The following is a 24,341-nucleotide window of genomic DNA, read 5'->3' as shown; positions in this document are numbered from 1 at the left end:
GTTACCCTTTATTTTTCGTTTTATTCGAAGTTTGTAATCTTTCATAAACAGTAGAAAGTGCTTGCTCAAATTTCCCTGTCGTTTTCGGTTTATAATATTGCTTGTTTTTTATTTTATCAGGTAAGTATTGTTGCCTTACCCAGCCGTTTGGATGGTCGTGTGGATATAAATATCCAATGCCTCTTCCAAGTGATTCTGCGCCTTTGTAATGACTATCTTTTAAATGGCTTGGAATGTCACCTGTTTGACCGTTGCGTAAATCGTGTAATGCAGCATCAAGTGCTTTATAAGCTGAATTTGATTTTGGTGATAAGCATAGCTCGATAACGGCATTTGCAAGTGGGATGCGTGCTTCTGGGAATCCAACTCGTTCAGCTGATTCAATTGCAGCTAGTGTACGTGGTCCAGCTTGTGGGCTAGCAAGTCCAATATCTTCATAAGCCATAATAAGAAGGCGTCTGCCAATACTTTGTAAATCACCTGCTTCAATAAGGCGTGCTAAATAATGGAGCGCTGCATTTACATCACTTCCGCGCACTGATTTTTGAAATGCTGATAATACGTCATAATGAGCATCGCCGCCTTTGTCGTGAACGAAGCTCTTCTTTTGTAAGCATTCTTCTGCAATCTCGAGTGTGATTTCAGCCGCTTGATCGTCTGTAGTAAAGCTAGATAATACAGCAAGCTCAAGTGCGTTATAAGCGGAACGCATATCACCACTAGAGGCGTTTGCAAAGTGATGTAGTGCTTCATCTGTTACCGTTACAGCATATTCTCCAAGGCCTTTTTCTTTATCTTCTAAAGCTCTTTTTAACCCAATTAAAATATCATCTTCTGTTAGTGCGTGTAATTCGAAAATTTGACACCTGCTTCGAATAGCGGAGTTTATTGCATGGAATGGATTACTTGTCGTTGCACCAATTAAAGTAAGAAGTCCGCTTTCTAAGTGAGGTAATAGAAAGTCTTGCTTTGCTTTATCTAGACGGTGAACTTCATCTAAAATTAAAACGAGGTGTCGATGCATCTTCGCTTCTTGTACGACAACTTCCATATCTTTTTTATTGTGAGTAACAGCATTCAATAGACGAAACGGGGTACCGGTACTTCCAGCAATTGCACTGGCAATGGATGTTTTTCCTGTACCTGGAGGACCGTATAAAATCATAGATTGAAAATGATTGGCTTGGACCATTCGCCATAAAATCTTTCCTTCACCAACTAAATGTTGTTGCCCAATAATTTCTTGAATATTTGTAGGGCGCATTCGATGTGCGAGTGGTTGTTTCATTTGGACCGTCTCCCTTAATATATAATCTCGTTCTATCGTATCATTTTTTTCTACGAAATTTGAAATAGGATGCTGTTTTATGGGAAAAATAAAGGGTAATATTTTCATTTTTCTTTCAATTGTAATAATTCCCGAGTTTTTCAATGTGATTTTATGTTATCATTTTGATACACAAGTTGAAATTTCTTATAATACTATATTATGCTATAATTTCATAGGATTTTAAATTGTGTTCTTTTTATAAATAAGATATAACCAATAGAAGTGAAAATTTGAAAAGAGGTGCAAAATAGATGAAAATTTCAACGAAAGGCCGCTATGGCTTAACAATTATGATTGATCTTGCAAAAAAGTTTGGTGAAGGTCCGATTTCATTAAAATCAATTGCGCAGGCACATGACTTATCGGAACATTACTTAGAGCAATTAATTTCACCACTTCGTAACGCGCGTCTAGTAAAGAGTACGCGGGGAGCATATGGCGGATATGTACTATCAGATCAGCCGGCTAACATTACAGCTGGAGATGTAATCCGTGTATTAGAGGGTCCGATTAGTGTTGTAGAAATGATAGAAGAAGAAGAACCAGCACAACGCCAATTATGGATGCGTGTTCGTGATGCGGTGCAAGAAGTGTTAGATAGTACAACGTTAGAAGATTTAGTACGTTATGAGGAAGAAAATCACGGGGGCTATATGTTTTACATTTAATTCCTTGTGAAACGATTTGGAAAGAAGGAGATTTAATGGAACGCATTTACTTAGATCATGCTGCGACATCTCCGACTCACCCAGAAGTGGTCGAAAAGATGATTCCATATATGACAGAAATATTCGGGAACCCGTCTAGTATTCACTTTTATGGACGTCAAACTCGTCACACAGTAGATGAGGCGAGAAGAGTGTGTGCACGCAGCATTCATGCGAATCCGAATGAAATTATATTTACGAGCGGTGGTACAGAAGCTGATAATTTAGCGCTTATCGGTGTAGCACGTGCGAACCGTCATAAAGGTAACCACATTATAACGACGCAAATTGAACATCATGCGATTTTGCATACGTGCGAATTGTTAGAGCGTGAAGGGTTTGAAGTGACATATTTACCTGTCGATGAAACAGGGCGCATTCAAGTTTCTGACATACAAAAGGCATTAACAGAAGAGACGATTCTTGTATCTGTTATGTTTGGGAATAATGAAGTAGGGACGATGCAACCGATTGTGGAAATAGGAAAGCTGTTAAAAGAGCATCAAGCGTATTTCCATACAGATGCGGTACAAGCTTACGGTTTAGTAGAAATTAATGTGAAAGAGTTTGGTATTGATTTATTATCAATTTCAGCTCATAAAATTAACGGGCCAAAAGGTGTAGGTTTCTTATACGCTGGTGCAAATGTGAAATTTGAACCGTTATTAATAGGCGGAGAGCAAGAAAGAAAACGCCGTGCTGGTACGGAAAATGTGCCTAGTATTGCTGGGCTTCAGTATGCAATTCTTATAGCTGAAAAAACTCGTGAGCAAAAAAATGCCCAATATGAAGAGTTTAAAGATATAATGGTATCTGTCTTCAAAAATGAAGGCATTACTTTCGAGGTAAACGGAAACTTAGAACATCGCTTACCGCATGTACTTAATGTAAGTTTTACAGGAATGAACATTGAACCGTTTCTTGTGAACTTAGACTTAGCTGGTATTGCAGTATCAAGTGGTTCTGCTTGTACAGCTGGTTCGATTGATCCATCACATGTATTAGTAGCGATGTTTGGAAAAGACTCCGATCAAATACGTTCATCCGTACGCTTTAGTTTTGGACTTGGAAATACGAAAGAGCAAATTGAAAAAGCGGCGTACGAAACAGTGAAAATCGTGAAGCGATTAACACAAAATTAGTATGGGAGGTGACATGATGAACAAACTACCTCACGAAACACGCGTTGTCATCGGAATGTCCGGTGGCGTCGATTCATCTGTAGCAGCACTTTTATTAAAAGAGCAAGGTTATGATGTAATCGGAATTTTTATGAAAAACTGGGATGATACAGATGAGAATGGTGTCTGCACAGCAACAGAAGATTACAATGATGTAATTGAAGTGTGTAACCAAATTGGTATTCCGTATTATGCAGTAAACTTTGAAAAACAATACTGGGATAAAGTATTTACGTACTTCTTAGATGAGTACCGAGCTGGTCGCACACCAAACCCAGATGTAATGTGTAATAAAGAAATTAAATTTAAAGCATTTTTAGAGCATGCAATTGCGCTTGGTGCGGATTATGTGGCAACAGGCCATTATGCACGCGTTGCTTATATGGACGGCGAATATAAAATGCTTCGCGGTGTTGATGACAATAAAGATCAAACATATTTCTTAAATCAATTAAGCCAAGAGCAATTATCAAAAACAATGTTCCCGTTAGGTGAATTAAAGAAACCGCAAATTCGTGAAATGGCGAAAGAAGCTGGCTTAGCGACAGCGGCGAAAAAAGATAGTACAGGTATTTGCTTCATTGGTGAGCGTAACTTTAAAGATTTCTTAAGTAACTACTTACCGGCACAACCAGGTGTAATGCAAACATTATCTGGTGAAGTGAAAGGGAAGCATGACGGTTTAATGTATTATACAATTGGACAACGTCATGGCCTTGGAATTGGTGGTAATGGTGATCCATGGTTTGCTGTTGGGAAAAATCTAAAAGAAAACATTTTATATGTTGATCAAGGATTCCATAACGAACTTCTATATGGTGATGAAGTTATTGCTACGAATGTAGGATGGGTAAGTAACAAAGAAAAAGAAACAGAATTTAAGTGCACGGCGAAATTCCGTTATCGTCAAGAAGACAATAAAGTAACGGTTCAAATCGTTGATGAAAATACAGTTCGTATTCTTTGTGATGAGCCAATTCGTGCAATTACACCAGGACAAGCAGTCGTTTTCTATGATGGAGATGAGTGCTTAGGCGGTGCTACAATTGATGAAGTATACCGTAGTGGTAAGAAATTGGATTATTTAGGATAAATGAGAAGCCTCTGCCGATTAGCGGTTAGAGGTTTCTTTTACATAAAGCGAATTTTCGTTCGCTTGGAAAATACATTCTTTGTTATAATTTGTTGTAGAGGTGAAGGACATGTCAAACAAACTTGAAACAGGTATTCAATATATGCAAGAAGGAAACTGGGAAGAAGCAGCTAAAAATTTTACAGAAGCAATCGAAGAAAATCCGAAAGATGCGCTTGGGTACATTAATTTTGCAAATTTATTAGACGTATTAGGTGATAGCGAGCGAGCGATTTTATTTTATAAACGTGCACTAGAGTTAGATGATAAATCTGCAGCAGCCTATTATGGTTTAGGAAATGTATATTATGGCCAAGAGCAATTTACTGAAGCGAAAGCTGTATTTGAACAAGCAATGCAAGCTGGATTACAATCAGCTGATGTAACATTTATGTTAGGTATCACACATGTACAGCTTGGAAATGATCGTCTTGCACTACCATTCTTACAAAGAGCAACAGAATTAGATGAAAACGATGTAGAAGCTGTATTCCAGTGCGGACTTTGCTTCGCGCGATTAGAACACGTTCAAGAGGCGAAACCTTATTTTGAAAAGGTATTAGAAATGGATGAGGAGCATGCAGATGCGTATTACAATTTAGGTGTTGCGTACGTATTTGAGGAAAATAATGAGAAGGCTCTCGCTTTATTTAAGAAAGCAACTGAAATTCAGCCAGATCACTTTTTAGCGGGTAATGGCGTTCGTTTATTAGAGCAAGAAGCTGAATAAGATAAAAATATAGTTTAATGGGTAGTTATCCCTCATCTAAAAAGGTGGGGGATGTACTGCTCATTAAAGTGAAAATACCGGAAAGGAGAGGAAAAATGGGAAATCAACATGCAATGGATTTGTTTGAGGAAGAGAAAAAGTTTATAAAAGCGCAAGTTCTTCATACCATTTTCCACAACGAAGAAAACCTCTATTCCGTTGTCAGTATGAAAGTCATTGAAACGAATGAAACGTATGACGAAAAGAAAGTAATGATAAACGGTCATTTTCCCCGCATGCATGAAGATGAAGTGTTTACATTGACAGGTCATTTTAAGGACCATCCAAAGTATGGAAAACAATATATGGTTGAAACATTTAAAAAAGAATTGCCGCAAACAAAAGCAGGTATGGTGCAATATTTAGCGAGTGATTTATTTAAAGGGATAGGAAAGCGTACAGCTGAAAAAATTGTGGACCATCTCGGAGAACATGCTATTTCTAAAATTATGGATGACCCTGAGGCATTAAATGGTGTCGTTAATAAACAAAAGGCTCAGGAAATATATGAGACAATTGTTGAACATCAAGGGCTAGAGAAAGTAATGAGCTTTTTAAATGGCTACGGTTTTGGAACGAAACTTTCTATTAAGATTTACCAGCAATATAAAGAGATGACATTAGAAGTGATTCGTAATAATCCGTATCAACTTATCGAAGAAGTGGACGGGATTGGTTTTGGAAGAGCGGATGATATAGGGCGTGCGTTAGGGATATCGGGTAATCATGACGACCGTGTACGCGCAGGATGTTTTTACACATTAGAGAATGTCTCATTACAACTTGGTCACGTTTATATGAGGAAAGATCAACTTGTAAGAGAAACGATGTCACTTTTAAACAATCAAGAAGGAAGAGTGACTGAGGAAGATATTATAGGTTGTATTGAAACGATGCAAAGTGAAGGGAAAGTCATCATAGAAGAAGAACGAGTGTATTTAGCAACGTTATTCTACTCTGAGAAAGGTGTTGTAAAGTCTATTCGCAGGCTTATGAATCAAGAAGAAACACCTTCATTTCCAGAAGCAGAAGTGTTAAAAACGTTAGGTGAAATTGAAGAACAACTGAACGTACAATATGCACCGTTTCAGCAAGAAGCAATTCAAACGGCACTTCATAAACCGATGATGTTATTGACAGGTGGACCAGGAACAGGGAAAACAACAGTTATTAAAGGGATTGTTGAAATGTATGCATCACTACACGGGTTATCGTTAAATCCGAATGAATACAGTGATGATAATCCATTTCCAATACTATTAACAGCTCCAACAGGAAGAGCAGCGAAGCGGATGAGTGAATCGACAGGACTTCCAGCTTGCACAATTCACCGTTTACTTGGTTGGACGCCAGAAGGATCTTTCCAGCGTAATGAAACGGATCCTGTCCAAGGTAAGCTCCTTATTATCGATGAATTTTCAATGGTTGATATTTGGCTTGCAAATCAGCTATTCAAGTCGTTGCCGACGAACATTCAAGTTATCGTTGTAGGTGATGAAGATCAGTTGCCATCTGTAGGACCTGGACAAGTATTAAAAGATTTATTAAATGCAGGCGCAGTTCCGACAGTGAAGCTTACTGAAATTTATCGTCAAGCGGAAGGCTCATCAGTGATTCAACTTGCCCATGCGATAAAAAATGGAACTCTACCACCAGATTTAGCACAAAATCAAAAAGATCGTTCATTTATCGGCTGTACAGGAGCTCAAATTGTTGAGGTTGTGAAAAAAGTTTGTGAAAATGCTAAAACAAAAGGCTTTAGCGCAAGAGATGTACAAGTATTAGCACCGATGTACCGCGGGCCTGCTGGTATTAATGTATTAAACGAAGCGCTGCAACAAGTATTTAATCCGAAGAGGGAAAAGAGTAAAGAAATTGCTTACGGTGATGTTGTGTACCGAAGAGGCGATAAAGTACTGCAACTCGTGAATCAGCCGGAGAGCCAAGTGTTTAATGGTGATATTGGGGAAATTGTTTCGGTGTTTTATGCGAAAGAAAACGTTGAGCAACAAGATATGATTATCGTTTCATTTGATGGAATTGAGGTAACGTATACGAAGCCCGATTTAAATCAAATTACGCATGCATATTGTTGTTCCATTCATAAATCACAAGGTAGTGAATTTCCGATTGTTATTATGCCAATCGTGAAAAGTTACAACCGTATGTTACGTCGTAATTTAATTTACACGGGCATTACAAGAAGTAAGAAGTTCCTTATTATTTGCGGAGAGGAAGCAGCTTTCCAATCTGGTGTAAATCGCCTTGATGATGCAATGCGTCAAACAACCTTAGCTAGTCGCTTGCAAGAATCACAAGGAGAAGTACAGATGGTCACAGTTAATGGCGAGGAAATGGACGTGGAAAACATTTCACCGTATGATTTCATGTAACAAGGTGAAATTATATAGTGAAACTTTCAAACGCATAGCGTTGAAAGGCTCCAGTAAAATGTATAAATGAATGCAGTTTGGACATAATGGCGAATAGAATCTGGGAGACTGTAAGGAGATGAAAGCCATATGTTTATTTGTCCAAATTGCAAAGGGAAAGACATTGGAAAAATAGGTGTCAACCAATTTTATTGCTGGAATTGTTATATCGAATTATCGGTTTCAAAGGGGAAAATCCATACGCATCAAGTTGAGGAAGATGGTTCACTAAGCTCTCTTGATGATTTATTTGATGAGAATGAAAGAACGATCGGATAACGAAAAGGGGGATTTACTTTGAATCTACGCAATTCATTAATCGCATTAGGTGTTGGAGCTGCAGCATATCAATATGCTCGTAAGCAAGATGTATTTTCAAAACGCAATATGAAAAAAGCACGTAAGATGATTAAGTCTTACTTATAATCATTTCGATAAAGTGAAAAACTCCCTTGTAGACAAGGGAGTTTTTTTATGCACCCATATGCAAATAAAAAAGTCCGATCTCTGAGAAAAGATAAGATAGACCGTAGCAGCCAACGCCAAGTATTCCATACTGCCATAATTGCTTCGCTTTTTCTTTACGTGAGGAATGAATAAAGAACCCCTTCCAAATACCGAACCCGATACAAATCCATTCAAGAATCATAAAAAGTGCTGATAATCCAAGCATAAACAAAACCATAATTAGCCCTCCTGATTATATTAATTCGTGCTGTATTCTCAGGGGTGGTTGTCCTTGTTATGTTATTTATATGTACGTCTTTAAAAAACAGTATGGTCCGTATGAAAAGATTTTAAAAGTTTCGCACATAACCTACCCCATTTATTTTCAAAATAAAGGTGGAGGAGGTTTTTCATGTGAAGAATCTTAAAATCATTTGGATATATCGTTTAGGATTATTGTTACTTGTTTTTCTTTGTCTGCTCGTCTTTTTAAAAATTAAGCCGCTATGGGCACCGATTATTTTTGTATTTAAAGTAGCAATCACGCCGTTTCTTATCGCGTGTTTTATTGCGTATTTATTGCACCCTTTAATTGAAAAAATTCATAAGGAAGGGATGCCCCGTACACTTGCCATTTTGCTCATTTATATCCTTTTCTTTGGCGGAATTGGTTATGGGATTTATAAAGGAACACCAGTCGTTATTAAACAGTTACAAGAGATTAATGAACAATTTCCGCAGTTTACAAAAATGTACGATTCGTGGATGGATGGCGTTACAGAACAAACGGCGAATTTCCCTTCGTTCATTCATGAAAAGGTGAAACAACTTTTTGTGGGTGTGGAAACGAAGATTCAAGCGCTTTTAAATAAAGTGATGAGTACAGCTCGTGGTGTACTCGATTCATTGCTCATTATTTTCTTAATACCGTTCATTGTATTTTACATATTAAAAGATTATGGTGAGTTTTATCATATCTTTTGGAAACTAGTCCCAAGTAAATGGCGAGGTACGGGGCAAATGCTTGCGAAAGAAATTGATAAATCACTTGGAAGTTATATTCGAGGACAGTTATTTGTTTGTTTAGTATTAGGGGGAGTATCAGCTCTTTCTTTTTGGTTTATCGGTATGAAATATCCATTATTGCTTGGCATTATTATTGGGGTAACGGATATAATCCCGTACTTCGGTCCTATTTTAGGAGCAATCCCGACGTTAATGATTGCAGCAACAGTATCAACGAGTTTACTTATTAAGGCGGGGATCACAATTGCGATTTTGCAATTTGTGGAGAGTAACATTTTATCGCCTTACATCGTTGGTAAGTCACTTCGTATGCATCCCGTTATTATTATGCTTGCCTTACTAGTTGGGGGAGAGGTAGCTGGGATTGTAGGGTTGCTAATATCGGTTCCGATTTTAGCAGTTATTCGCACTGTCATTGTTCATGTGAGACCGCTCTTGAAAAAAGAAGATGTGTAAGTATAGAAGCCCTCTATGTAAGAAATAGAGGGCTAATCATATATTTATTTAGAAAGCTGCTCGTGTATCTTTTGAACGAGGGAGCTCACATCATTTGTTTGAATATGTTTTATTTTTTTCCATTCGTTATCATACATAAATACAATTTGATTGTTGAAAAGACGCTTTTGTTCTTTTAGATTAGAAATTTTTGCGAAAGAGTACTCTTCAAATATTGGATTCTTACTTACATCTGGCCCATAAAAGAATAGCCTTTTGTTCGTTAAAATTAGCAATCCTGGCCTTGCGACGGAACGATAAATAAATATGTCTAATGAACATGCTGCGTAAAATAATATCGTTTCGTCAGTCGCTAATATGTTTTTAGCTTTGCTAAGTAAGGTTGTCATTGTGATCGCTCCTTTATTTTATTAACAATAATTTAATTATAACAAAAAAGTAATATTTAGAAATTTTTATAAATTATTCTTATAAGGAGATTCCGATTTATTAATAAATGCATACTATATGAAAAGGCTGTTAAGAATGAATAGTAGAATACTTATGATTAATAAGTAATTAATCCAATATAAATGATTATCTACATTGACAAACTTAAGAGAATTCTATTATATTTAGTCATATAATACATTAAATCAATGACGGAACAAGTACGTTACAGTCCATTTATAGAGAGAAGCTTCCATATGGCTGAAAGAAGCTTTAAATGAAGGGTAACAGAAAGCTAATCCTGAGAGCAGCTAATCACTGCCGTCTTGCCACGTTACGGCACCATGAGGTGATGAATTGATTGTTATTGTAATCAATTCATAATTAGGGTGGTATCGCGAGTTAACTCTCGTCCCTTTTATAGGGACGGGAGTTTTTTATATTTAAGGAGGAAAATACAATGAAACAACTAACAGGCGCACAAATTCGTCAAATGTTTTTAGACTTTTTCCAAGAAAAAGGACATGCAGTAGAACCTAGTGCATCACTAGTTCCGCATGAAGATCCATCTCTTCTATGGATTAATAGTGGTGTAGCTACATTAAAAAAATATTTTGATGGACGTGTAATCCCACAAAATCCACGTATTACAAATGCTCAAAAATCAATTCGTACAAACGATATTGAAAACGTAGGGAAAACAGCTCGTCACCATACATTCTTTGAAATGTTAGGAAATTTCTCAATTGGTGATTACTTCAAAGAAGAAGCAATTACATGGGCTTGGGAATTCTTAACGAGCGACAAATGGATCGGATTCGATAAAGAATTACTATCAGTTACAATCCATCCAGAAGATGAAGAAGCATTCACAATTTGGAATGAGAAAATGGGCGTTCCAAAAGAGCGTATTATTCGCTTAGAAGAAAACTTCTGGGATATCGGTGAAGGACCAAGTGGACCGAATACAGAGATTTTCTATGACCGCGGAGAAGCCTACGGTAATGACTTTAGCGACCCAGAATTATATCCAGGCGGAGAAAACGAGCGTTACTTAGAAGTATGGAACCTTGTATTCTCTCAATTTAACCATAATCCAGACGGTTCATATACACCACTTCCTAAGAAAAACATTGATACAGGGATGGGTCTAGAGCGTATGACATCTATCGTTCAAGATGTGCCTACAAACTTCGATACAGACCTATTCATGCCGATGATTGGTGCAACAGAAACAATTTCTGGTGAAAAATATCGTAATGGCGATTTAGAAAAAGATATGGCATTCAAAGTAATTGCTGACCATATCCGTACAGTAACATTCGCTGTTGGTGACGGTGCTCTTCCATCTAACGAAGGCCGTGGTTATGTATTACGTCGTTTATTACGCCGCGCTGTTCGTTATTCGAAGAAATTAAACATCAATCGTCCATTTATGTTTGAATTAGTACCGGTTGTTGGAGAAGTAATGAAAGACTTCTATCCAGAAGTACTTGAAAAGAAAGATTTCATTGCGAAAGTTGTGAAGAACGAAGAAGAGCGTTTCCATGAAACACTTCATGATGGTGAAGCGATTTTAGCTGAAGTAATTGCAAAAGCAAAAGAAGAAAAAACAACTGTTATTTCTGGAGTAGATGCGTTCCGTCTATATGACACATACGGTTTCCCAATTGAATTAACAGAAGAATATGCAGAAGAAGCTGGCATGACAGTTGATCATGAAGGTTTTGAAAATGAAATGGAAAAACAACGTGAGCGTGCACGTGCTGCTCGTCAAGACGTTGATTCTATGCAAGTTCAAGGTGGTGTCCTTGGAGAAATTAAAGTAGCGAGCGAATTCGTTGGTTACGGTACAGTTGCAACAGAAAGTAACGTTGTTGCACTTGTGAAAAACGGTGAATACACAGACAGCTTACAAGCTGGTGAAGAAGGACAATTAATGCTTGATGTAACACCATTCTATGCTGAGAGCGGTGGACAAATTGCAGACCGTGGTTACCTTCTTGCGGATGGTGTGAAAGTTCTTGTAAAAGACGTACAAAAAGCACCAAACGGCCAAAACTTGCATAAAGTTGTTGTTGAAGAAGGTACATTAACGAAAGATGCGGCTGTAAAAGCTATTATCGATACGAAAAATCGTAGTAGCGTTGTAAAAAATCATACAGCAACTCATTTACTACACCAAGCATTAAAAGACGTACTTGGAACACACGTTAACCAAGCAGGTTCTCTTGTAACTTCTGAACGTCTACGCTTTGACTTCTCTCACTTCGGTCAAGTACAAGCTGACGAATTAGAAAAAATTGAGCGTATGGTAAACGAGAAAATTTGGGAAAGTATTGATGTTGAGATTTCTCAAAAAGCAATCGAAGAAGCGAAAGAAATGGGTGCAATGGCATTATTCGGTGAAAAATACGGTGATGTTGTACGCGTTGTACAAGTTGGCGATTACAGCTTAGAGCTTTGCGGCGGTTGTCACGTTGATAACACAGCTTCTATCGGTATTTTCAAAATCGTTGCTGAGTCTGGTATCGGTGCAGGAACTCGTCGTATTGAAGCAGTAACTGGTAAGTCTGCATACGAATTAATGAATGATCAAGTAGGTTTATTAAAAGAAGCAGCAGGAAAAATGAAAACAAATCCGAAAGATATTTTAACAAGAGTTGATGGTCTATTTGCTGAAGTGAAACAACTGCAAAAAGAAAATGAATCTCTTGCTGCGAAATTAAGCAATATCGAAGCTGGAAACTTAACTGATTCTGTAATGACAGTTGATGGTGTGAATGTATTAGCAGCGAAAGTAAATGTTGCAGATATGAATAACTTACGTACGATGATGGATGATCTGAAAAATAAATTAGAGTCAGCAGTTGTTGTATTAGCGTCTGTTAATGACGATAAAGTAAACATCCTAGCAGGTGTAACGAAAGACTTAATTAGCCAAGGTTACCATGCTGGTAAACTTGTGAAAGAAGTAGCTTCTCGTTGCGGCGGTGGCGGTGGCGGCCGTCCTGATATGGCACAAGCAGGCGGTAAAAACCCAGCTCAAGTCGAAGAAGCTTTAGCATTTGTACAAGAGTACGTTAAATCTGTTTCAAAATAAAGAGATAGTAGTGTACAATGGTAGGGAGAGGAGAAGTTCTTCTCCCTATACTTACTATATAAGTGAGGTGCTTGAAATGGACGGTTTTGATAAAACAATGAAGTTTAGCATTCAAGATGAAAAACAGAGTGTCCATGTAAATGATGTACTTTTAACTGTGTATGATGCACTTCAAGAAAAAGGCTATAATCCGATTAACCAAATCGTCGGTTATTTATTAAGTGGAGACCCAGCATACATACCTCGCCATAAAGATGCACGTAGCATCATTCGCAAGCTTGAACGTGATGAGTTAATTGAAGAGCTTGTGAAGTCTTACTTGAAACATCATCGTGAGGAGTAGTTTATGCGGATATTAGGTTTAGATGTAGGTACAAAAACAGTCGGAGTTGCAATTAGCGACGAAATGGGCTGGACAGCACAAGGATTAGAAACAATTAAGATTAACGAAGAACGAGGTCACTTTGGTTTTGATCGTATTTCTGAGTTAGTAAAGCAGTACAATGTGGACAAGATAGTAGTAGGTTTACCTAAAAATATGAATGGTACAATTGGCCCGCGTGGTGAAGCGTGCCAACAATTTGCAGAAAACCTACGAGAGCTGTTACAATTAGACGTTGTAATGTGGGACGAGCGTTTGTCAACAATGGCAGCGGAACGTCTGCTCATTTCAGCCGATGTAAGCCGTAAGAAGCGAAAGCAAGTAATTGATAAGATGGCTGCAGTCGTAATCTTACAAGGATTTTTAGATAGTAAATAAGAGGTGACCAAAATGGAAGAAAATCAAATTACAATTGTAGACGAAAAAGGTAACGAACATTTATGTGAAATTATTTTCACTTTTGACGCTGAAAAATTTGGGAAAAAATCATACGTAGTCTTCTCTCCAATCGGTGAAGTAGACGAAGATGGAGACCAAATTTATGATGCAATGGCTTATGAGCAAAATGAAGAAGAGGGCGGAACTTTACTTCCAATCGAATCTGAAGAAGAGTGGGAAATGGTACAAGAAATGTTCAACACTCTAGCTGATGAGCAAGAAGCTGAATAATAAGTACTGAAAAGATGGACGACATACAGTCCATCTTTTTTTGTATTTATATGTAAAATGAAAGATTTTTTGTCGAAACTGTGTAAGTCTTTGTAGTATAATGAGACGGATTGTAGAAAAATAAAGTGTCAATTAAAAAAGATAAGTGAATTTTTAGCGTTTTTACATCGTGCTGTATAGAAAGGTGTACATACGGTCTACAATTAAGTAAGGAGGAAATGTTTTGATAGAGAATCAAGTGAAAAAGAAGCGTAGACGTATCTTTTTATTTTCGATTATTGCACTGCTTTTAGTTTGTGGTTCAGTCTATGCGTATATTTCATCCGCGTTAGGACCAGTTGATAGCGGGAATAAAAAAGAGATTGAAGTAGAAATTCCGAAAGGATCATCTACAAGTAAAATTGGAGAAATTTTAGAAGAAAAAGGCGCTGTAAAAAACGGTACAGTTTTTAGTTTTTATACAAAGGCTAAATCGAAAAGTTTACAAGCAGGTACATATTTATTAAATCCCTCAATGAATGCTGAAGATGTGATCGAACAAATGTCATCTGGCAATGTGCATCGTCCGGCTCTTTATAAAGTGACGATTAAAGAAGGGGCGCAAGTAACTGAAATTGCAGAAACGATTGCGACAGAACTAAAGTGGAATAAAGATGATGTTACGCGTCAATTAAACGATAAAGCATTTATTCAAAAAATGCAGCAAAAGTATCCGAAGTTATTAACGGATAAAATCTTTGATAGCAATATTAAATACCCATTAGAAGGTTATTTATATCCTGCAACGTATTCGTTTTATAAGAAAGATACGACGCTAGAAGAAATTGTAATTCCAATGCTTGAGAAAACAAATGCAATCATTGTTCAAAATGAGGCGAAAATGAAAGCGAAGAATTGGGATGTTCATCAGCTTTTAACATTATCTTCACTTATTGAAGAAGAGGCAACTGGTTTTACAGATCGTCAAAAGATCTCTAGTGTCTTTTATAATCGTTTAGCAAAAGGTATGCCGCTTCAAACGGATCCAACGGTATTATATGCACTTGGAAAGCATAAACAACGTGTATTATACGAAGATTTAAAGGTCAACTCACCGTACAATACGTATGTTGTAAAAGGATTACCGGTAGGGCCGATCGCAAACTCTGGTAAACATTCAGTAGAAGCTGCGTTAGAACCTGCGCAAACAGATTATTATTATTTCTTAGCTGCACCAAGTGGTGAAGTGTACTATGCGAAAACATTAGAAGAGCATAATGCATTAAAGCAAAAATACATTACGAAAAAATAGTGAAATGGGGAGGGATAGCGAAAAAAGTCGCACATCCCTCTTTTTTGTGGTAAAATATATCGGGTTAAAAACTGGCAGAAGAATCGTTTTTAATATCAAAACGGGACGTACAAGCTAAGGATAAAGCTGGCTTGTATTTTTATTGCATTCTATGTGTGAAAAGACGTCATAGAGGCACTTCTCCATGTAAATAAGGAGGACCATTTATGGAGGATGCAGTTAACGAGTACCTATTATCATTTATTGATCCGAAAGATAAATTAATTCTTGAAATGGAAGAATATGCAACAGAAAATCATGTGCCGATTATGGATCGACTTGGAATGGAATTTATGCTGCAATTTTTACGTTTAATTGGACCGAAAAGCATTTTAGAACTTGGAACAGCAATCGGTTATTCTAGTATTCGTATGATGCAAGCTATTCCAAATTCACGTATTGTGACAGTTGAGCGCAATCGTGAGCGATATGAAAAAGCACTTGAATATATAGAACGTTCCCCAGTAACAGATCGTATTTCAGTTATTTACGGTGATGCGTTAGAGACAGGTGAACAAGTAAAAGAACACGGGACATTTGACGTTATTTTTATTGATGCAGCAAAAGGACAGTATCGTCGCTTTTTTGACTTATATGAACCGTTATTAAATCCTGGTGGCGTAATTATTTCAGATAATGTTATGTACCACGGTCTTGTAACGACAAAAGAGAAAATTGAAAACAGACGTACACGTGGTTTAATCCGTCGTATTAAGACGTACAATGAGTGGCTTATGAACCATGAAGGATATGATACAACGATTTTCCCAATTGGTGATGGAGTAGCTGTTAGTAAAAAGAGAGGGTGACCAAGGTATGAAGAAACCTGAATTGTTAGTAACGCCAAGAGCGGTGGCGGATATCGAACAACTTGCGAAAGCAGGAGCAGATGCGGTAATGATCGGTGAGCAAAAGTTTGGTTTACGTTTAGCAGGGGAGTTTTCACGTGAAGATGTAAAACAAGCTGTGAAGATTGCACATGAAAATGGTGTGAAAGTATACGTAGCCATGAACGCTATGTTCCACAACGATAAAGTAGAAGAATTAACAGATTACGTTTCATTTTTAAACGAAGTAAATGTAGATGCAATTGTTTTCGGAGATCCAGCGGTATTAATGGCTGTTCGTGAAGTAGCACCAAATATGCAGTTGCACTGGAATACAGAAACGACAGCAACAAACTGGTTCACTTGTAATTACTGGGGACAAAGAGGATCAAAGCGTGCTGTATTAGCTCGTGAGCTTAGCTTAGATGAAATTGTTGATTTAAAAGAAAATGCTGAAGTGGAACTGGAAGTACAAATTCACGGTATGACTTGTATGTTCCAATCGAAGCGTTCATTAGTAGGAAACTACTTTGAGTATCAAGGACGTAATCTTGACATTGAAAAGAAAAAATATGAAGAGAATATGTTCTTATATGACCCAGAGCGTAACAATAAATATCCAATTTATGAAGATGAAAATGGTACTCACATTATGAGTCCGAACGACATTTGTTTCATCGATGAATTAGAGGAACTAATCGATGCTGAAGTTGATAGCTTAAAAATCGACGGTGTACTAAAAAGCTCTGAATACATTATTGAAGTAACGAAGAAATATCGTCAAGCGATTGATTTATGCGTAGAAGATCGTGATGCATATTATGACGTGAAAGATGATCTATATAAAGAAATAGAAGAAATGCAACCAGTAAATCGTCCGTTAGATACAGGATTCTTCTTTAAAGAAACGGTTTACTAAACGAGGAGGGTGTAGGAAATGACTGTACAAGAAATTTCACGAGTGATCGATGGCAAACGTGTTATTGTGAAGAAACCTGAACTGTTAATCCCTGCGGGTAACTTAGAAAAATTAAAAGTAGCTATCCATTACGGGGCAGATGCTGTATATTTAGGTGGACAAGAATTTGGTCTTCGTTCGAATGCAGGTAACTTTACGCTAGAAGAAATGGCAGAAGGCGTTGAGTTTGCAAAGAAGTATGGAGCAAAAATATACGTAACAACAAATATCTTTGCACATAATGAAAATATGGACGGGCTAGAGGAATATTTAAAAGGGATTGAAAAAGCTGGCGTAACGGGAATTATCGTTGCTGATCCGCTTATCATTGAGACTTGTAAACGCGTAGCGCCTTCTGTTGAGGTGCATTTAAGCACACAGCAATCACTATCCAACTGGAAAGCAGCACAGTATTGGAAAGAAGAAGGTTTACATCGTCTTGTATTAGCTCGTGAAGCAAGCTATGAAGAAATGAAAGAAATTAAAGAAAAAGTGGATATTGAAATTGAAGCGTTCGTCCATGGTGCAATGTGTATCGCATATTCAGGAAGATGTACATTAAGTAACCATATGACAGCGCGTGATTCTAATCGTGGTGGTTGTTGCCAATCTTGCCGCTGGGATTATGATTTAGTTCAAACAGTATCACAACATAAAGATGCAAAAGAGCTTCCTCTATTCCAAGAAGGAGATGCTCACTTTGCGATGAGTCCAAAAGATTTAAATTTAATTTTATCAATTCCAAAAATGATTGAAATCGGAATCGATAGCTTAAAGGTAGAAGGACGTATGAAATCAATCCATTACGTAGCGACTGTAGCAACTGTATATCGTAAAGTAATTGATGCGTATTGTGCGGATCCAGATAACTTTGAGTTTAAACAAGAATGGTTAGATGAGCTTGATAAATGTGCAAATCGTGATACAGCTCCTGCATTCTTTGAAGGGGTTCCAGGACATCAAGAGCAAATGTTTGGAAATCATAGTAAGAAAACAACGTATGATTTTGCTGGTTTAGTGTTAGATTATAATGAAGAAACGGGCATCGTAACGATTGAGCAACGTAATCATTTCAAACCAGGACATGAAGTGGAGTTCTTTGGACCAGAAATAGAAAACTTTACGCAAACGGTGGAGAAAATTTGGGATGAGGATGGAAACGAATTAGATGCAGCGAGACATCCGTTGCAAATCGTGAAATTCAAAGTGGATCAACGAGTGTATGTGAATAATATGATGCGCAAAAGCATACTTCAATAAGAAAGAGTGATAGTCGAATGGGGACGAATAAGCCTGTTGTAATTGGAATTGCTGGTGGTTCGGGATCAGGTAAAACGAGTGTAACGAAAGCGATTTTTGACCATTTTAAAGGTCATTCTATTTTAATCTTAGAGCAAGATTATTATTACAAAGATCAAAGCCATTTACCAATGGAAGAGCGTTTAAAAACAAATTATGATCATCCGCTTGCGTTTGATAATGATCTGTTAATTGAACATTTGCAGCAGTTGCTTGCATATGAGCAAATTGATAAGCCTGTATATGACTATACATTGCATACGCGTTCAGAAGAAATTATTCCGGTTGAGCCGAAAGATGTAATTATTTTAGAAGGAATTCTTATTTTAGAAGACCCACGTCTTTGCGAGTTAATGGACATTAAATTATTCGTTGATACGGATGCTGACCTTCGTATTCTGCGCCGCATGCAACGTGATATTAAAGAGCGCGGTCGTACGATGGATTCAGTTATTGATCAGTACGTAAATGTTGTACGTCCAATGCACAATCAATTTATTGAGCCTTCTAAGAAATTTGCGGATATTATTATCCCTGAAGGTGGACAAAACCACGTTGCAATTGATATTATGGTGACAAAAATTTCAACAATTCTTGAACAAAAAGTAAATTTGTAATAGCATAGTAAAAGATATACGGTAGGAAGGGATTTTTTCCCTTCTTATCGAATACAATGAAACATGCAACCTCATCTATATATAGGTGAGGGCATATTTATATCAACTTTCCATACATATCTTCTTTATATAAAGAAGAATTGGAAATACGGGGTTGTATGTGACAACTCCGCTAGTGCAAGGGTACTAGAAACCTCCGCTAACAATGGAAGCGGAGGAGTTTTCATATGGAACTCCTCTTTTTTTTCGGGGGATTGGTATATAAAAGGAGTGGAAAATATGTCAACAGAAAAAACATACCCTATGACGCAAGAGGGTAAGCAAAAACTAGAGAACGAACTTGAGCAATTAAAAACAGTAAGACGTAAAGAAGTAGTAGAACGTATTAAAATCGCACGTAGCTTCGGGGATCTTTCTGAGAACTCTGAGTACGATGCAGCGAAAGATGAGCAAGCGTTCGTAGAAGGACGTATTACACAATTAGAAAATATGATTCGTAACGCAGTTATCATTAAAGATACTGGCGAAGTATCTACTGTTGTTACATTAGGTAAAACAGTAACATTTAAAGAATTACCAAACGGAGATGAAGAAGCGTATACAATCGTAGGTAGCGCGGAAGCTGATCCATTCGAAGGAAGAATTTCTAACGATTCTCCAATCGCAAAAAGCTTATTAGGTAAGCAAATTGGTGAGAAAGTAACAATCCAAACACCAGGCGGAGAAATGCAAGTAGAGATTGTCTCTGTAAAATAAAAAAAAGATTCTCCTATCGGGAGAATCTTTTTTTTCTGTAGAATGAAAAAAATTGTGTAAACCTTAGAGTGATTCGACAAAAAATGTCAAAAAAACACTTTAAGCTTTGATATCATAATTAGAGACCATAGGTTTTAAAAGGGAAAAGGGGCTAATTATGAAACATAAAATCTTTACAGGATTGGTTTGTAGTATCTCCATATTAGGACTTGCTGCATGCGGAACGAATGAAGAAACTACATCATCAAAGGGAGAAAAAGTGAAGCAAGAAGAAAAAAAGGATATTAAAGCAACTGAGAGTTCAAAAGCCTTAGAAAATCCACAAGATAAAAAGGAATTTAATGATTTTGATGTAGCGTATCAATTAGCAATTGTCATGAAAATATTTCAAGATGTAACGATTAAGTATGATTACGCAATTGGGAATCCAGATTATTTATTGCGAGATTCGATGGATCAAAAAACAATAGATGATATGAAGAATATGTTACAAGAACAGGCGAAGAATAATGATAAAATTTTAAAAGATGAAGTGAATCAAGCATATACATATTTAAAACAATCGAAAGTAAGTAATAAAGATGATATTCAAAAAATAATAGATGCACAAAATAATTATTTACATATTGTAGATAAGATGATTACTTGTATTGATTCTGTAACAGTTGAGAATGCAAAAGAAAAAAGAAATGAAATGGATAATCTTAGTAAGGATTATTTAAAAATAGCGGCTAATGTAACAACCACTGTAATTGAAGTTGCTAAAAACACTGGAGTGAATGAAACTGAATTTAGATCGCTTCTTATGAAATTTTTAGAGAAGCCAAAGAAACAATAATAGCCTTATATAATATCTGTTTTTGTTTTGGAGATTGTATAAATAAAATAGTACCTCGTCTAAACTACAATAGACGAGGTGTTTTTTATGAAAATAAAACGGAGAATTACAATTGTTTTAATTTGTTTTATGAGCGTTATGTTTGTATTGCTTTGTCGTTTAATCCAAATTCAAATTATAGATACAGAATCATTTACTGATCGCAAAATAAATTTAATTGAAAAAAGTGTTACGCAACGCACACAATCCATTACAGTAGACGATGGACGTGGGCAGTTTATAGATCGTAATGGTAAAAAAATAGGTGAGGAAAAATATCCTGTTTTAATTATTTTTCCATTTTTACAAATAAAAAATGACATGTTAGAGAAAATCGCGCATATCATTGGTGTGTCGAGACAAGAGATTAGAAGACAAATGAAAAATAATAAAAATGCATTTACACTACAAGGAGAAACTGCTCCATTTCGAGTGACACGAGAGCAGATGGAGAAGGTAAATGAATTACATGTATTAGGTATTGTAGCAGCTGAAGTGCGATTAAAACAAACTGGAGAGATAAATCATTTAATTGGTGATGTAGGGGAGAACGAAAGGGAGTTTCAAAAGCGATATGGAGAATTGAAAAGAATCTCAAAACAAACGCCGATAGGTATTTCAGGATTACAGCAATCATTTGATGAATTTCTATTGACTGATGGAGAGGCAAAAGTATTATATCAAGTAGATCGGCAAGGAGAACCAATTTTCGGAAAGCAAGCGAAATACACTTCACCAGGAAATCCATTTTATCCAGTTAGGATTCAAACTACTTTACATAAAGAGTTGCAGCAAAAAGCAGAAGAAGTGATTGAAGCGAACGAAATAAAGAAGGGGGGACTAGTATTACTTGATGTAAAGACAAATGAAATATTAGCGATGGCTAGTAAGCCGTCTTTACAAGTAAGGGATGAGAATTTATATAAAACTACACTTGAAAATCAAATGTTAACGCCACATTTTCCAGGCTCTGTTTTTAAAACAGTAGTTGCAGCTGCAGTCATTGATCAAAAAGTAAATTTGTTTAATCGGACATTTAACTGTAATAAAGATTTATACGGTGAAAACGACCCGCAAGTTAGGATGGGTACACTTAACTTTAAAGAGAGCTTTGCTAGGAGCTGTAACAGGACATTTTCCGAGTTAGGTAACGAGCTATTACAAAAGGATAAGACGGTGCTAGAAACATACGTAGCAGCTTTAGGAGCAAATGAAAAGGTTGGATGGAAAGGTTCTGTATTTCATACACCTCATTTTGAGCAAATGCCAGAAGAAAAGGGTACTACTATTTGGGGGAATGAAGAAAATAAAAATAGTAAAAAAGCGGTAGAACAAACAGCAATTGGACAGAAAGATGTACGTATATCACCTCTAGCAATTGCAAATATGATGGCGACGATTGCGAGGAATGGAGAAAAGATGGAAGTGAAAGCAGTTGAAAAAATAGTATATAAAAATGGAGCGGATTTTTTTACATTTGAGAGCCATACGTTAAATGGAAAACAGCTTTCGTATGAAACAGTGAAAACATTACAAAAGTTATTAAGAGGCGTTGTAACAAGGGAGAAAGGAACAGGAACGGCATTCCGTTCGTTGCCACTAAGTGTCGCTGGAAAATCCGGGACAGCGCAAACAGGGAAAGGGACGAGGGTGAATCGCTGGTTTGCAGGTTATTTTCCGTATGAGAATCCAAGATATGCTTTAGTTGTTGTTGATCTAGAGACTGATAGCAAAGTGAATAAAGTTACACCTATTTTTAAAGATATGGTAGGAGCAATCTATCAATTGGAGAATGAAAAGTAATCTTGCAATTTATAGTGAAATGTCTTCATTTCATGAAAATATCATTGTAAATGTTCAACCTTTCTAGATTTAATGTTACAATAGCAATTAGGAAAAACTGCATGGAGGTTTGGAGAATGGCAGGAGGATCAAGATTCCAACAGAAACAACAAAAACGTCGTCAAAACGGTGTTTTAAATATTGCAATCGCTATTGTATTACTATTAGTAGCTATTGTAGCATATCAATTGTTCGTTCCTAGTACGAAAGAGCAAGCATCTTCTACTGATAAGAAAGTCTCTCAACAAACAACAAAGAATGAGAAAGCTGGAAAATCAGAAGATAAAGAATCTGCTAAGAAAAAAGAAAAAGAACAAGAGCAAGCAGAAGCTAAGAAAAAAGCTGAAGAAGAGAAGCTAAAGGCTGAAGAAGAACAGAAAAAAGCTGAAGAAGAAGCGAAAGCTAACGAGAAAGTATCAGCTGAGAAAACTGTATCTAAGGCAAAAGAGGCGTATACAAAACCTTCTTGGAAAGCTGTAGGAACAGAACAAGGTTCATCACCAGCGATGACGTTTAAACAGGGTTCATCAGATTGGAATGAGATGCAAAGTGCAATTGCTGCAGGTGTTGAAGTACCGAAAGAGCAATTAGTATTCCATTTTGTTGGAAGAGACAAAACTGGAAAGAGCAAAGCTTATGGTGATGTTCAAGATAAGCAAAGTGGGAAAAGATATTATGTAAATATTGATTGGGTAGACAATGAGGGCTGGAAACCAGTACTTGTTCAAACTTTAAACTAAAAAAGAGAGGCTCCTTAGGAGCTTCTCTTTTTTGTTAACGCAATTTCTTTAATTTAAAATGAACAACCGCGCTATAATACGGTCTTTTGCTTTCAGGATCCATAACCATTTGATGTGAGATGTGATGAATTTCAAGCATAAGTGCTTTATTATTATCAATTTGTTCACTAATTTTTCGTTCTAAAGAAGCTAAGTCTCCCGCTTCAAAAAACTCTACTTTATCTTCTAACATTTCAAAGGTAAATGACATGAAGACGGCCCCTCTCCTATGTAATCAACTATAGTGTAACAAAGAAAAGAAGGAAATACCATGTACATTTCAATTGACATTTTTAGAAAGAGGGAATATCATACTGATAAAACCGATAAGAAAAAGGGGAATTTTTATGGGTACAGAATTTAATGGTTTATTTGATGAGTGGGCTCATACGTACGACTCATTTGTACAAGGCGAAGATATACAATATAAAGAAGTTTTCGCCCATTATGAGGACATTCTAGAGGATGTAGTTAACAAGTCATTTGGTAATGTATTAGAATTTGGTGTCGGTACAGGTAATTTAACAAATAAATTATTACTTGCTGGCCGCACAGTTTACGGTATAGAACCGTCGCGTGAAATGCGCATGATTGCAAAAGAGAAATTGCCAAAAGAATTTTCAATTACAGACGGTGATTTTCTTTCGTTTGAAGTTCCAAATTCAATTGATACCATTGTAAGCACCTATGCATTTCATCATTTAACAGATGATGAAAAAAATGTAGCGATTGCGAAGTATAGTCAATTGCTAAACAAAGGTGGTAAAATAGTGTTTGCTGATACGATATTTGCAGATCAAGATGCATATGATAAAACTGTTGAAACAGCAAAACAAAGAGGTTTCCACCAGTTAGCAAACGATTTGCAAACGGAATACTATACACGTATTCCAGTTATGCAGACTATTTTTGAAAACAATGGCTTCCATGTAACGTTCACGAGATTAAATCATTTCGTTTGGGTAATGGAGGCAACTAAGCAATAGAAAGAGG

At 36.7% G+C, this 24,341-nt stretch carries 26 protein-coding genes and 1 other annotated feature; of the genes, 22 read left to right on the top strand and 4 right to left on the bottom strand.

All coding sequences use genetic code 11. The features are described 5' to 3' along the window. Position 1: 1 nt before the first annotated feature. Entirely contained in the window at positions 2-1,288 is a 1,287-nt protein-coding gene (locus tag DN407_RS21790) for a replication-associated recombination protein A (protein ID WP_149216629.1), read from the bottom strand. 293 nt (positions 1,289-1,581) lie between these two features. Here DN407_RS21790 and cymR point away from each other — a divergent pair, with 293 nt between their 5' ends. The 7 genes from cymR (at position 1,582) to DN407_RS21755 (ending at position 7,977) form a co-directional block, all read left to right on the top strand. After that, complete coding sequence (gene cymR / locus DN407_RS21785) at positions 1,582-1,998, top strand: cysteine metabolism transcriptional regulator CymR (protein WP_000704116.1); 417 nt, start codon at positions 1,582-1,584, stop codon at positions 1,996-1,998. A gap of 35 nt (positions 1,999-2,033) precedes the next feature. Further along, positions 2,034-3,179 carry a cysteine desulfurase family protein gene (locus DN407_RS21780; RefSeq protein ID WP_000439893.1) on the top strand — a complete coding sequence of 382 codons (1,146 nt, stop codon included), beginning with the start codon at positions 2,034-2,036 and terminating at the stop codon, positions 3,177-3,179. 16 nt (positions 3,180-3,195) lie between these two features. Beyond that, entirely contained in the window at positions 3,196-4,311 is a 1,116-nt protein-coding gene (mnmA, locus tag DN407_RS21775; protein ID WP_001038010.1) for a tRNA 2-thiouridine(34) synthase MnmA, read from the top strand. A 109-nt stretch (positions 4,312-4,420) separates the two neighbouring features. Continuing rightward, complete coding sequence (locus DN407_RS21770) at positions 4,421-5,080, top strand: tetratricopeptide repeat protein (protein ID WP_000066409.1); 660 nt, start codon at positions 4,421-4,423, stop codon at positions 5,078-5,080. Positions 5,081-5,175: 95 nt separating this feature from the next. Next, positions 5,176-7,512, top strand: a complete 2,337-nt coding sequence (recD2, locus tag DN407_RS21765) for an SF1B family DNA helicase RecD2 (RefSeq protein WP_000528086.1) — start codon at positions 5,176-5,178, stop codon at positions 7,510-7,512. Positions 7,513-7,641: 129 nt separating this feature from the next. Next, positions 7,642-7,830 (top strand): hypothetical protein, encoded by a 189-nt coding sequence (locus DN407_RS21760; RefSeq protein ID WP_000469281.1) that lies wholly within the window; start codon positions 7,642-7,644, stop codon positions 7,828-7,830. Positions 7,831-7,848: 18 nt separating this feature from the next. Beyond that, a complete protein-coding gene (locus DN407_RS21755; RefSeq protein ID WP_001053553.1) occupies positions 7,849-7,977 on the top strand; it encodes a YrzQ family protein in 129 nt (42 codons plus the stop codon). A gap of 46 nt (positions 7,978-8,023) precedes the next feature. Here DN407_RS21755 and DN407_RS21750 read toward each other — a convergent pair whose 3' ends face one another. After that, complete coding sequence (locus DN407_RS21750) at positions 8,024-8,236, bottom strand: hypothetical protein (protein ID WP_000242535.1); 213 nt, start codon at positions 8,234-8,236, stop codon at positions 8,024-8,026. Positions 8,237-8,412: 176 nt separating this feature from the next. Between DN407_RS21750 and DN407_RS21745 the strand changes: the two genes are divergently transcribed. Beyond that, entirely contained in the window at positions 8,413-9,480 is a 1,068-nt protein-coding gene (locus DN407_RS21745; RefSeq protein WP_000793128.1) for an AI-2E family transporter, read from the top strand. Positions 9,481-9,524: 44 nt separating this feature from the next. Here DN407_RS21745 and DN407_RS21740 read toward each other — a convergent pair whose 3' ends face one another. Continuing rightward, positions 9,525-9,869: a PH domain-containing protein gene (locus DN407_RS21740; RefSeq protein ID WP_000209579.1), complete on the bottom strand. Its 345-nt coding sequence runs from the start codon at positions 9,867-9,869 to the stop codon at positions 9,525-9,527. A gap of 240 nt (positions 9,870-10,109) precedes the next feature. Then, positions 10,110-10,329 (top strand) — a binding site (T-box leader). A gap of 40 nt (positions 10,330-10,369) precedes the next feature. Between DN407_RS21740 and alaS the strand changes: the two genes are divergently transcribed. The 13 genes from alaS (at position 10,370) to DN407_RS21675 (ending at position 23,309) form a co-directional block, all read left to right on the top strand. Beyond that, on the top strand, positions 10,370-13,012 hold the full coding sequence (alaS, locus tag DN407_RS21735) for an alanine--tRNA ligase (protein ID WP_000811831.1): 2,643 nt from the start codon (positions 10,370-10,372) through the stop codon (positions 13,010-13,012). A 76-nt stretch (positions 13,013-13,088) separates the two neighbouring features. Continuing rightward, entirely contained in the window at positions 13,089-13,355 is a 267-nt protein-coding gene (locus DN407_RS21730) for an IreB family regulatory phosphoprotein (RefSeq protein ID WP_000348590.1), read from the top strand. A gap of 3 nt (positions 13,356-13,358) precedes the next feature. Beyond that, entirely contained in the window at positions 13,359-13,772 is a 414-nt protein-coding gene (gene ruvX / locus DN407_RS21725) for a Holliday junction resolvase RuvX (RefSeq protein ID WP_001221193.1), read from the top strand. Between the two features lie 12 nt (positions 13,773-13,784). Then, positions 13,785-14,063, top strand: a complete 279-nt coding sequence (locus tag DN407_RS21720; RefSeq protein WP_000392247.1) for a DUF1292 domain-containing protein — start codon at positions 13,785-13,787, stop codon at positions 14,061-14,063. 223 nt (positions 14,064-14,286) lie between these two features. Further along, complete coding sequence (gene mltG / locus DN407_RS21715; RefSeq protein ID WP_000572137.1) at positions 14,287-15,354, top strand: endolytic transglycosylase MltG; 1,068 nt, start codon at positions 14,287-14,289, stop codon at positions 15,352-15,354. Between the two features lie 206 nt (positions 15,355-15,560). Beyond that, positions 15,561-16,202, top strand: a complete 642-nt coding sequence (locus tag DN407_RS21710) for an O-methyltransferase (RefSeq protein WP_000389102.1) — start codon at positions 15,561-15,563, stop codon at positions 16,200-16,202. 7 nt (positions 16,203-16,209) lie between these two features. Next, complete coding sequence (locus DN407_RS21705; RefSeq protein WP_000742807.1) at positions 16,210-17,139, top strand: peptidase U32 family protein; 930 nt, start codon at positions 16,210-16,212, stop codon at positions 17,137-17,139. Between the two features lie 18 nt (positions 17,140-17,157). Then, entirely contained in the window at positions 17,158-18,438 is a 1,281-nt protein-coding gene (locus DN407_RS21700) for a peptidase U32 family protein (RefSeq protein WP_000217974.1), read from the top strand. 17 nt (positions 18,439-18,455) lie between these two features. After that, the gene (gene udk / locus DN407_RS21695) at positions 18,456-19,094 is read left to right on the top strand and encodes a uridine kinase (protein ID WP_149216628.1); all 639 of its coding nucleotides are present in this window, start codon (positions 18,456-18,458) and stop codon (positions 19,092-19,094) included. 279 nt (positions 19,095-19,373) lie between these two features. Then, positions 19,374-19,850, top strand: a complete 477-nt coding sequence (gene greA, locus DN407_RS21690) for a transcription elongation factor GreA (RefSeq protein ID WP_000102591.1) — start codon at positions 19,374-19,376, stop codon at positions 19,848-19,850. 157 nt (positions 19,851-20,007) lie between these two features. Further along, positions 20,008-20,688 carry a hypothetical protein gene (locus DN407_RS21685; protein WP_000680878.1) on the top strand — a complete coding sequence of 227 codons (681 nt, stop codon included), beginning with the start codon at positions 20,008-20,010 and terminating at the stop codon, positions 20,686-20,688. Positions 20,689-20,775: 87 nt separating this feature from the next. Next, positions 20,776-22,530, top strand: a complete 1,755-nt coding sequence (locus tag DN407_RS21680) for a peptidoglycan D,D-transpeptidase FtsI family protein (RefSeq protein WP_000695156.1) — start codon at positions 20,776-20,778, stop codon at positions 22,528-22,530. Between the two features lie 116 nt (positions 22,531-22,646). Further along, a complete protein-coding gene (locus tag DN407_RS21675) occupies positions 22,647-23,309 on the top strand; it encodes a YrrS family protein (protein ID WP_000897099.1) in 663 nt (220 codons plus the stop codon). A 34-nt stretch (positions 23,310-23,343) separates the two neighbouring features. On the opposite strand, the gene DN407_RS21670 is transcribed toward DN407_RS21675, so the two are convergent. Continuing rightward, positions 23,344-23,559: a YrzA family protein gene (locus tag DN407_RS21670; protein ID WP_149216627.1), complete on the bottom strand. Its 216-nt coding sequence runs from the start codon at positions 23,557-23,559 to the stop codon at positions 23,344-23,346. A 136-nt stretch (positions 23,560-23,695) separates the two neighbouring features. On the opposite strand from DN407_RS21670, the gene DN407_RS21665 reads away from it, so the two are divergent. After that, entirely contained in the window at positions 23,696-24,334 is a 639-nt protein-coding gene (locus tag DN407_RS21665) for a class I SAM-dependent methyltransferase (protein WP_000536315.1), read from the top strand. Positions 24,335-24,341 lie beyond the last annotated feature (7 nt).

Origin of the sequence: Bacillus sp. JAS24-2, assembly GCF_008274905.1 — a bacterium.
Classification (GTDB): Bacteria; Bacillota; Bacilli; order Bacillales; family Bacillaceae_G; genus Bacillus_A; species Bacillus_A cereus.
Note: the sequence above shows the minus strand (reverse complement) of the source record. Positions and strands in the feature narration are given on the sequence as shown.

Bases quoted from the DNA above. Each gene is read 5' to 3' on its own strand.
- DN407_RS21685 (WP_000680878.1), top strand. From the start codon at position 20,008: ATGAAACATAAAATCTTTACAGGATTGGTTTGTAGTATCTCCATATTA.
- DN407_RS21720 (WP_000392247.1), top strand. From the start codon at position 13,785: ATGGAAGAAAATCAAATTACAATTGTAGACGAAAAAGGTAACGAACAT.
- DN407_RS21710 (WP_000389102.1), top strand. From the start codon at position 15,561: ATGGAGGATGCAGTTAACGAGTACCTATTATCATTTATTGATCCGAAA.
- DN407_RS21780 (WP_000439893.1), top strand. From the start codon at position 2,034: ATGGAACGCATTTACTTAGATCATGCTGCGACATCTCCGACTCACCCA.
- ruvX (WP_001221193.1), top strand. From the start codon at position 13,359: ATGCGGATATTAGGTTTAGATGTAGGTACAAAAACAGTCGGAGTTGCA.
- greA (WP_000102591.1), top strand. From the start codon at position 19,374: ATGTCAACAGAAAAAACATACCCTATGACGCAAGAGGGTAAGCAAAAA.
- DN407_RS21675 (WP_000897099.1), top strand. From the start codon at position 22,647: ATGGCAGGAGGATCAAGATTCCAACAGAAACAACAAAAACGTCGTCAA.
- alaS (WP_000811831.1), top strand. From the start codon at position 10,370: ATGAAACAACTAACAGGCGCACAAATTCGTCAAATGTTTTTAGACTTT.
- DN407_RS21760 (WP_000469281.1), top strand. From the start codon at position 7,642: ATGTTTATTTGTCCAAATTGCAAAGGGAAAGACATTGGAAAAATAGGT.
- DN407_RS21740 (WP_000209579.1), bottom strand. From the start codon at position 9,869: ATGACAACCTTACTTAGCAAAGCTAAAAACATATTAGCGACTGACGAA.
- DN407_RS21700 (WP_000217974.1), top strand. From the start codon at position 17,158: ATGACTGTACAAGAAATTTCACGAGTGATCGATGGCAAACGTGTTATT.
- DN407_RS21790 (WP_149216629.1), bottom strand. From the start codon at position 1,288: ATGAAACAACCACTCGCACATCGAATGCGCCCTACAAATATTCAAGAA.
- DN407_RS21665 (WP_000536315.1), top strand. From the start codon at position 23,696: ATGGGTACAGAATTTAATGGTTTATTTGATGAGTGGGCTCATACGTAC.
- DN407_RS21680 (WP_000695156.1), top strand. From the start codon at position 20,776: ATGAAAATAAAACGGAGAATTACAATTGTTTTAATTTGTTTTATGAGC.
- DN407_RS21770 (WP_000066409.1), top strand. From the start codon at position 4,421: ATGTCAAACAAACTTGAAACAGGTATTCAATATATGCAAGAAGGAAAC.
- recD2 (WP_000528086.1), top strand. From the start codon at position 5,176: ATGGGAAATCAACATGCAATGGATTTGTTTGAGGAAGAGAAAAAGTTT.
- DN407_RS21730 (WP_000348590.1), top strand. From the start codon at position 13,089: ATGGACGGTTTTGATAAAACAATGAAGTTTAGCATTCAAGATGAAAAA.
- DN407_RS21670 (WP_149216627.1), bottom strand. From the start codon at position 23,559: ATGTCATTTACCTTTGAAATGTTAGAAGATAAAGTAGAGTTTTTTGAA.
- udk (WP_149216628.1), top strand. From the start codon at position 18,456: ATGGGGACGAATAAGCCTGTTGTAATTGGAATTGCTGGTGGTTCGGGA.
- DN407_RS21750 (WP_000242535.1), bottom strand. From the start codon at position 8,236: ATGGTTTTGTTTATGCTTGGATTATCAGCACTTTTTATGATTCTTGAA.
- mnmA (WP_001038010.1), top strand. From the start codon at position 3,196: ATGAACAAACTACCTCACGAAACACGCGTTGTCATCGGAATGTCCGGT.
- DN407_RS21705 (WP_000742807.1), top strand. From the start codon at position 16,210: ATGAAGAAACCTGAATTGTTAGTAACGCCAAGAGCGGTGGCGGATATC.
- cymR (WP_000704116.1), top strand. From the start codon at position 1,582: ATGAAAATTTCAACGAAAGGCCGCTATGGCTTAACAATTATGATTGAT.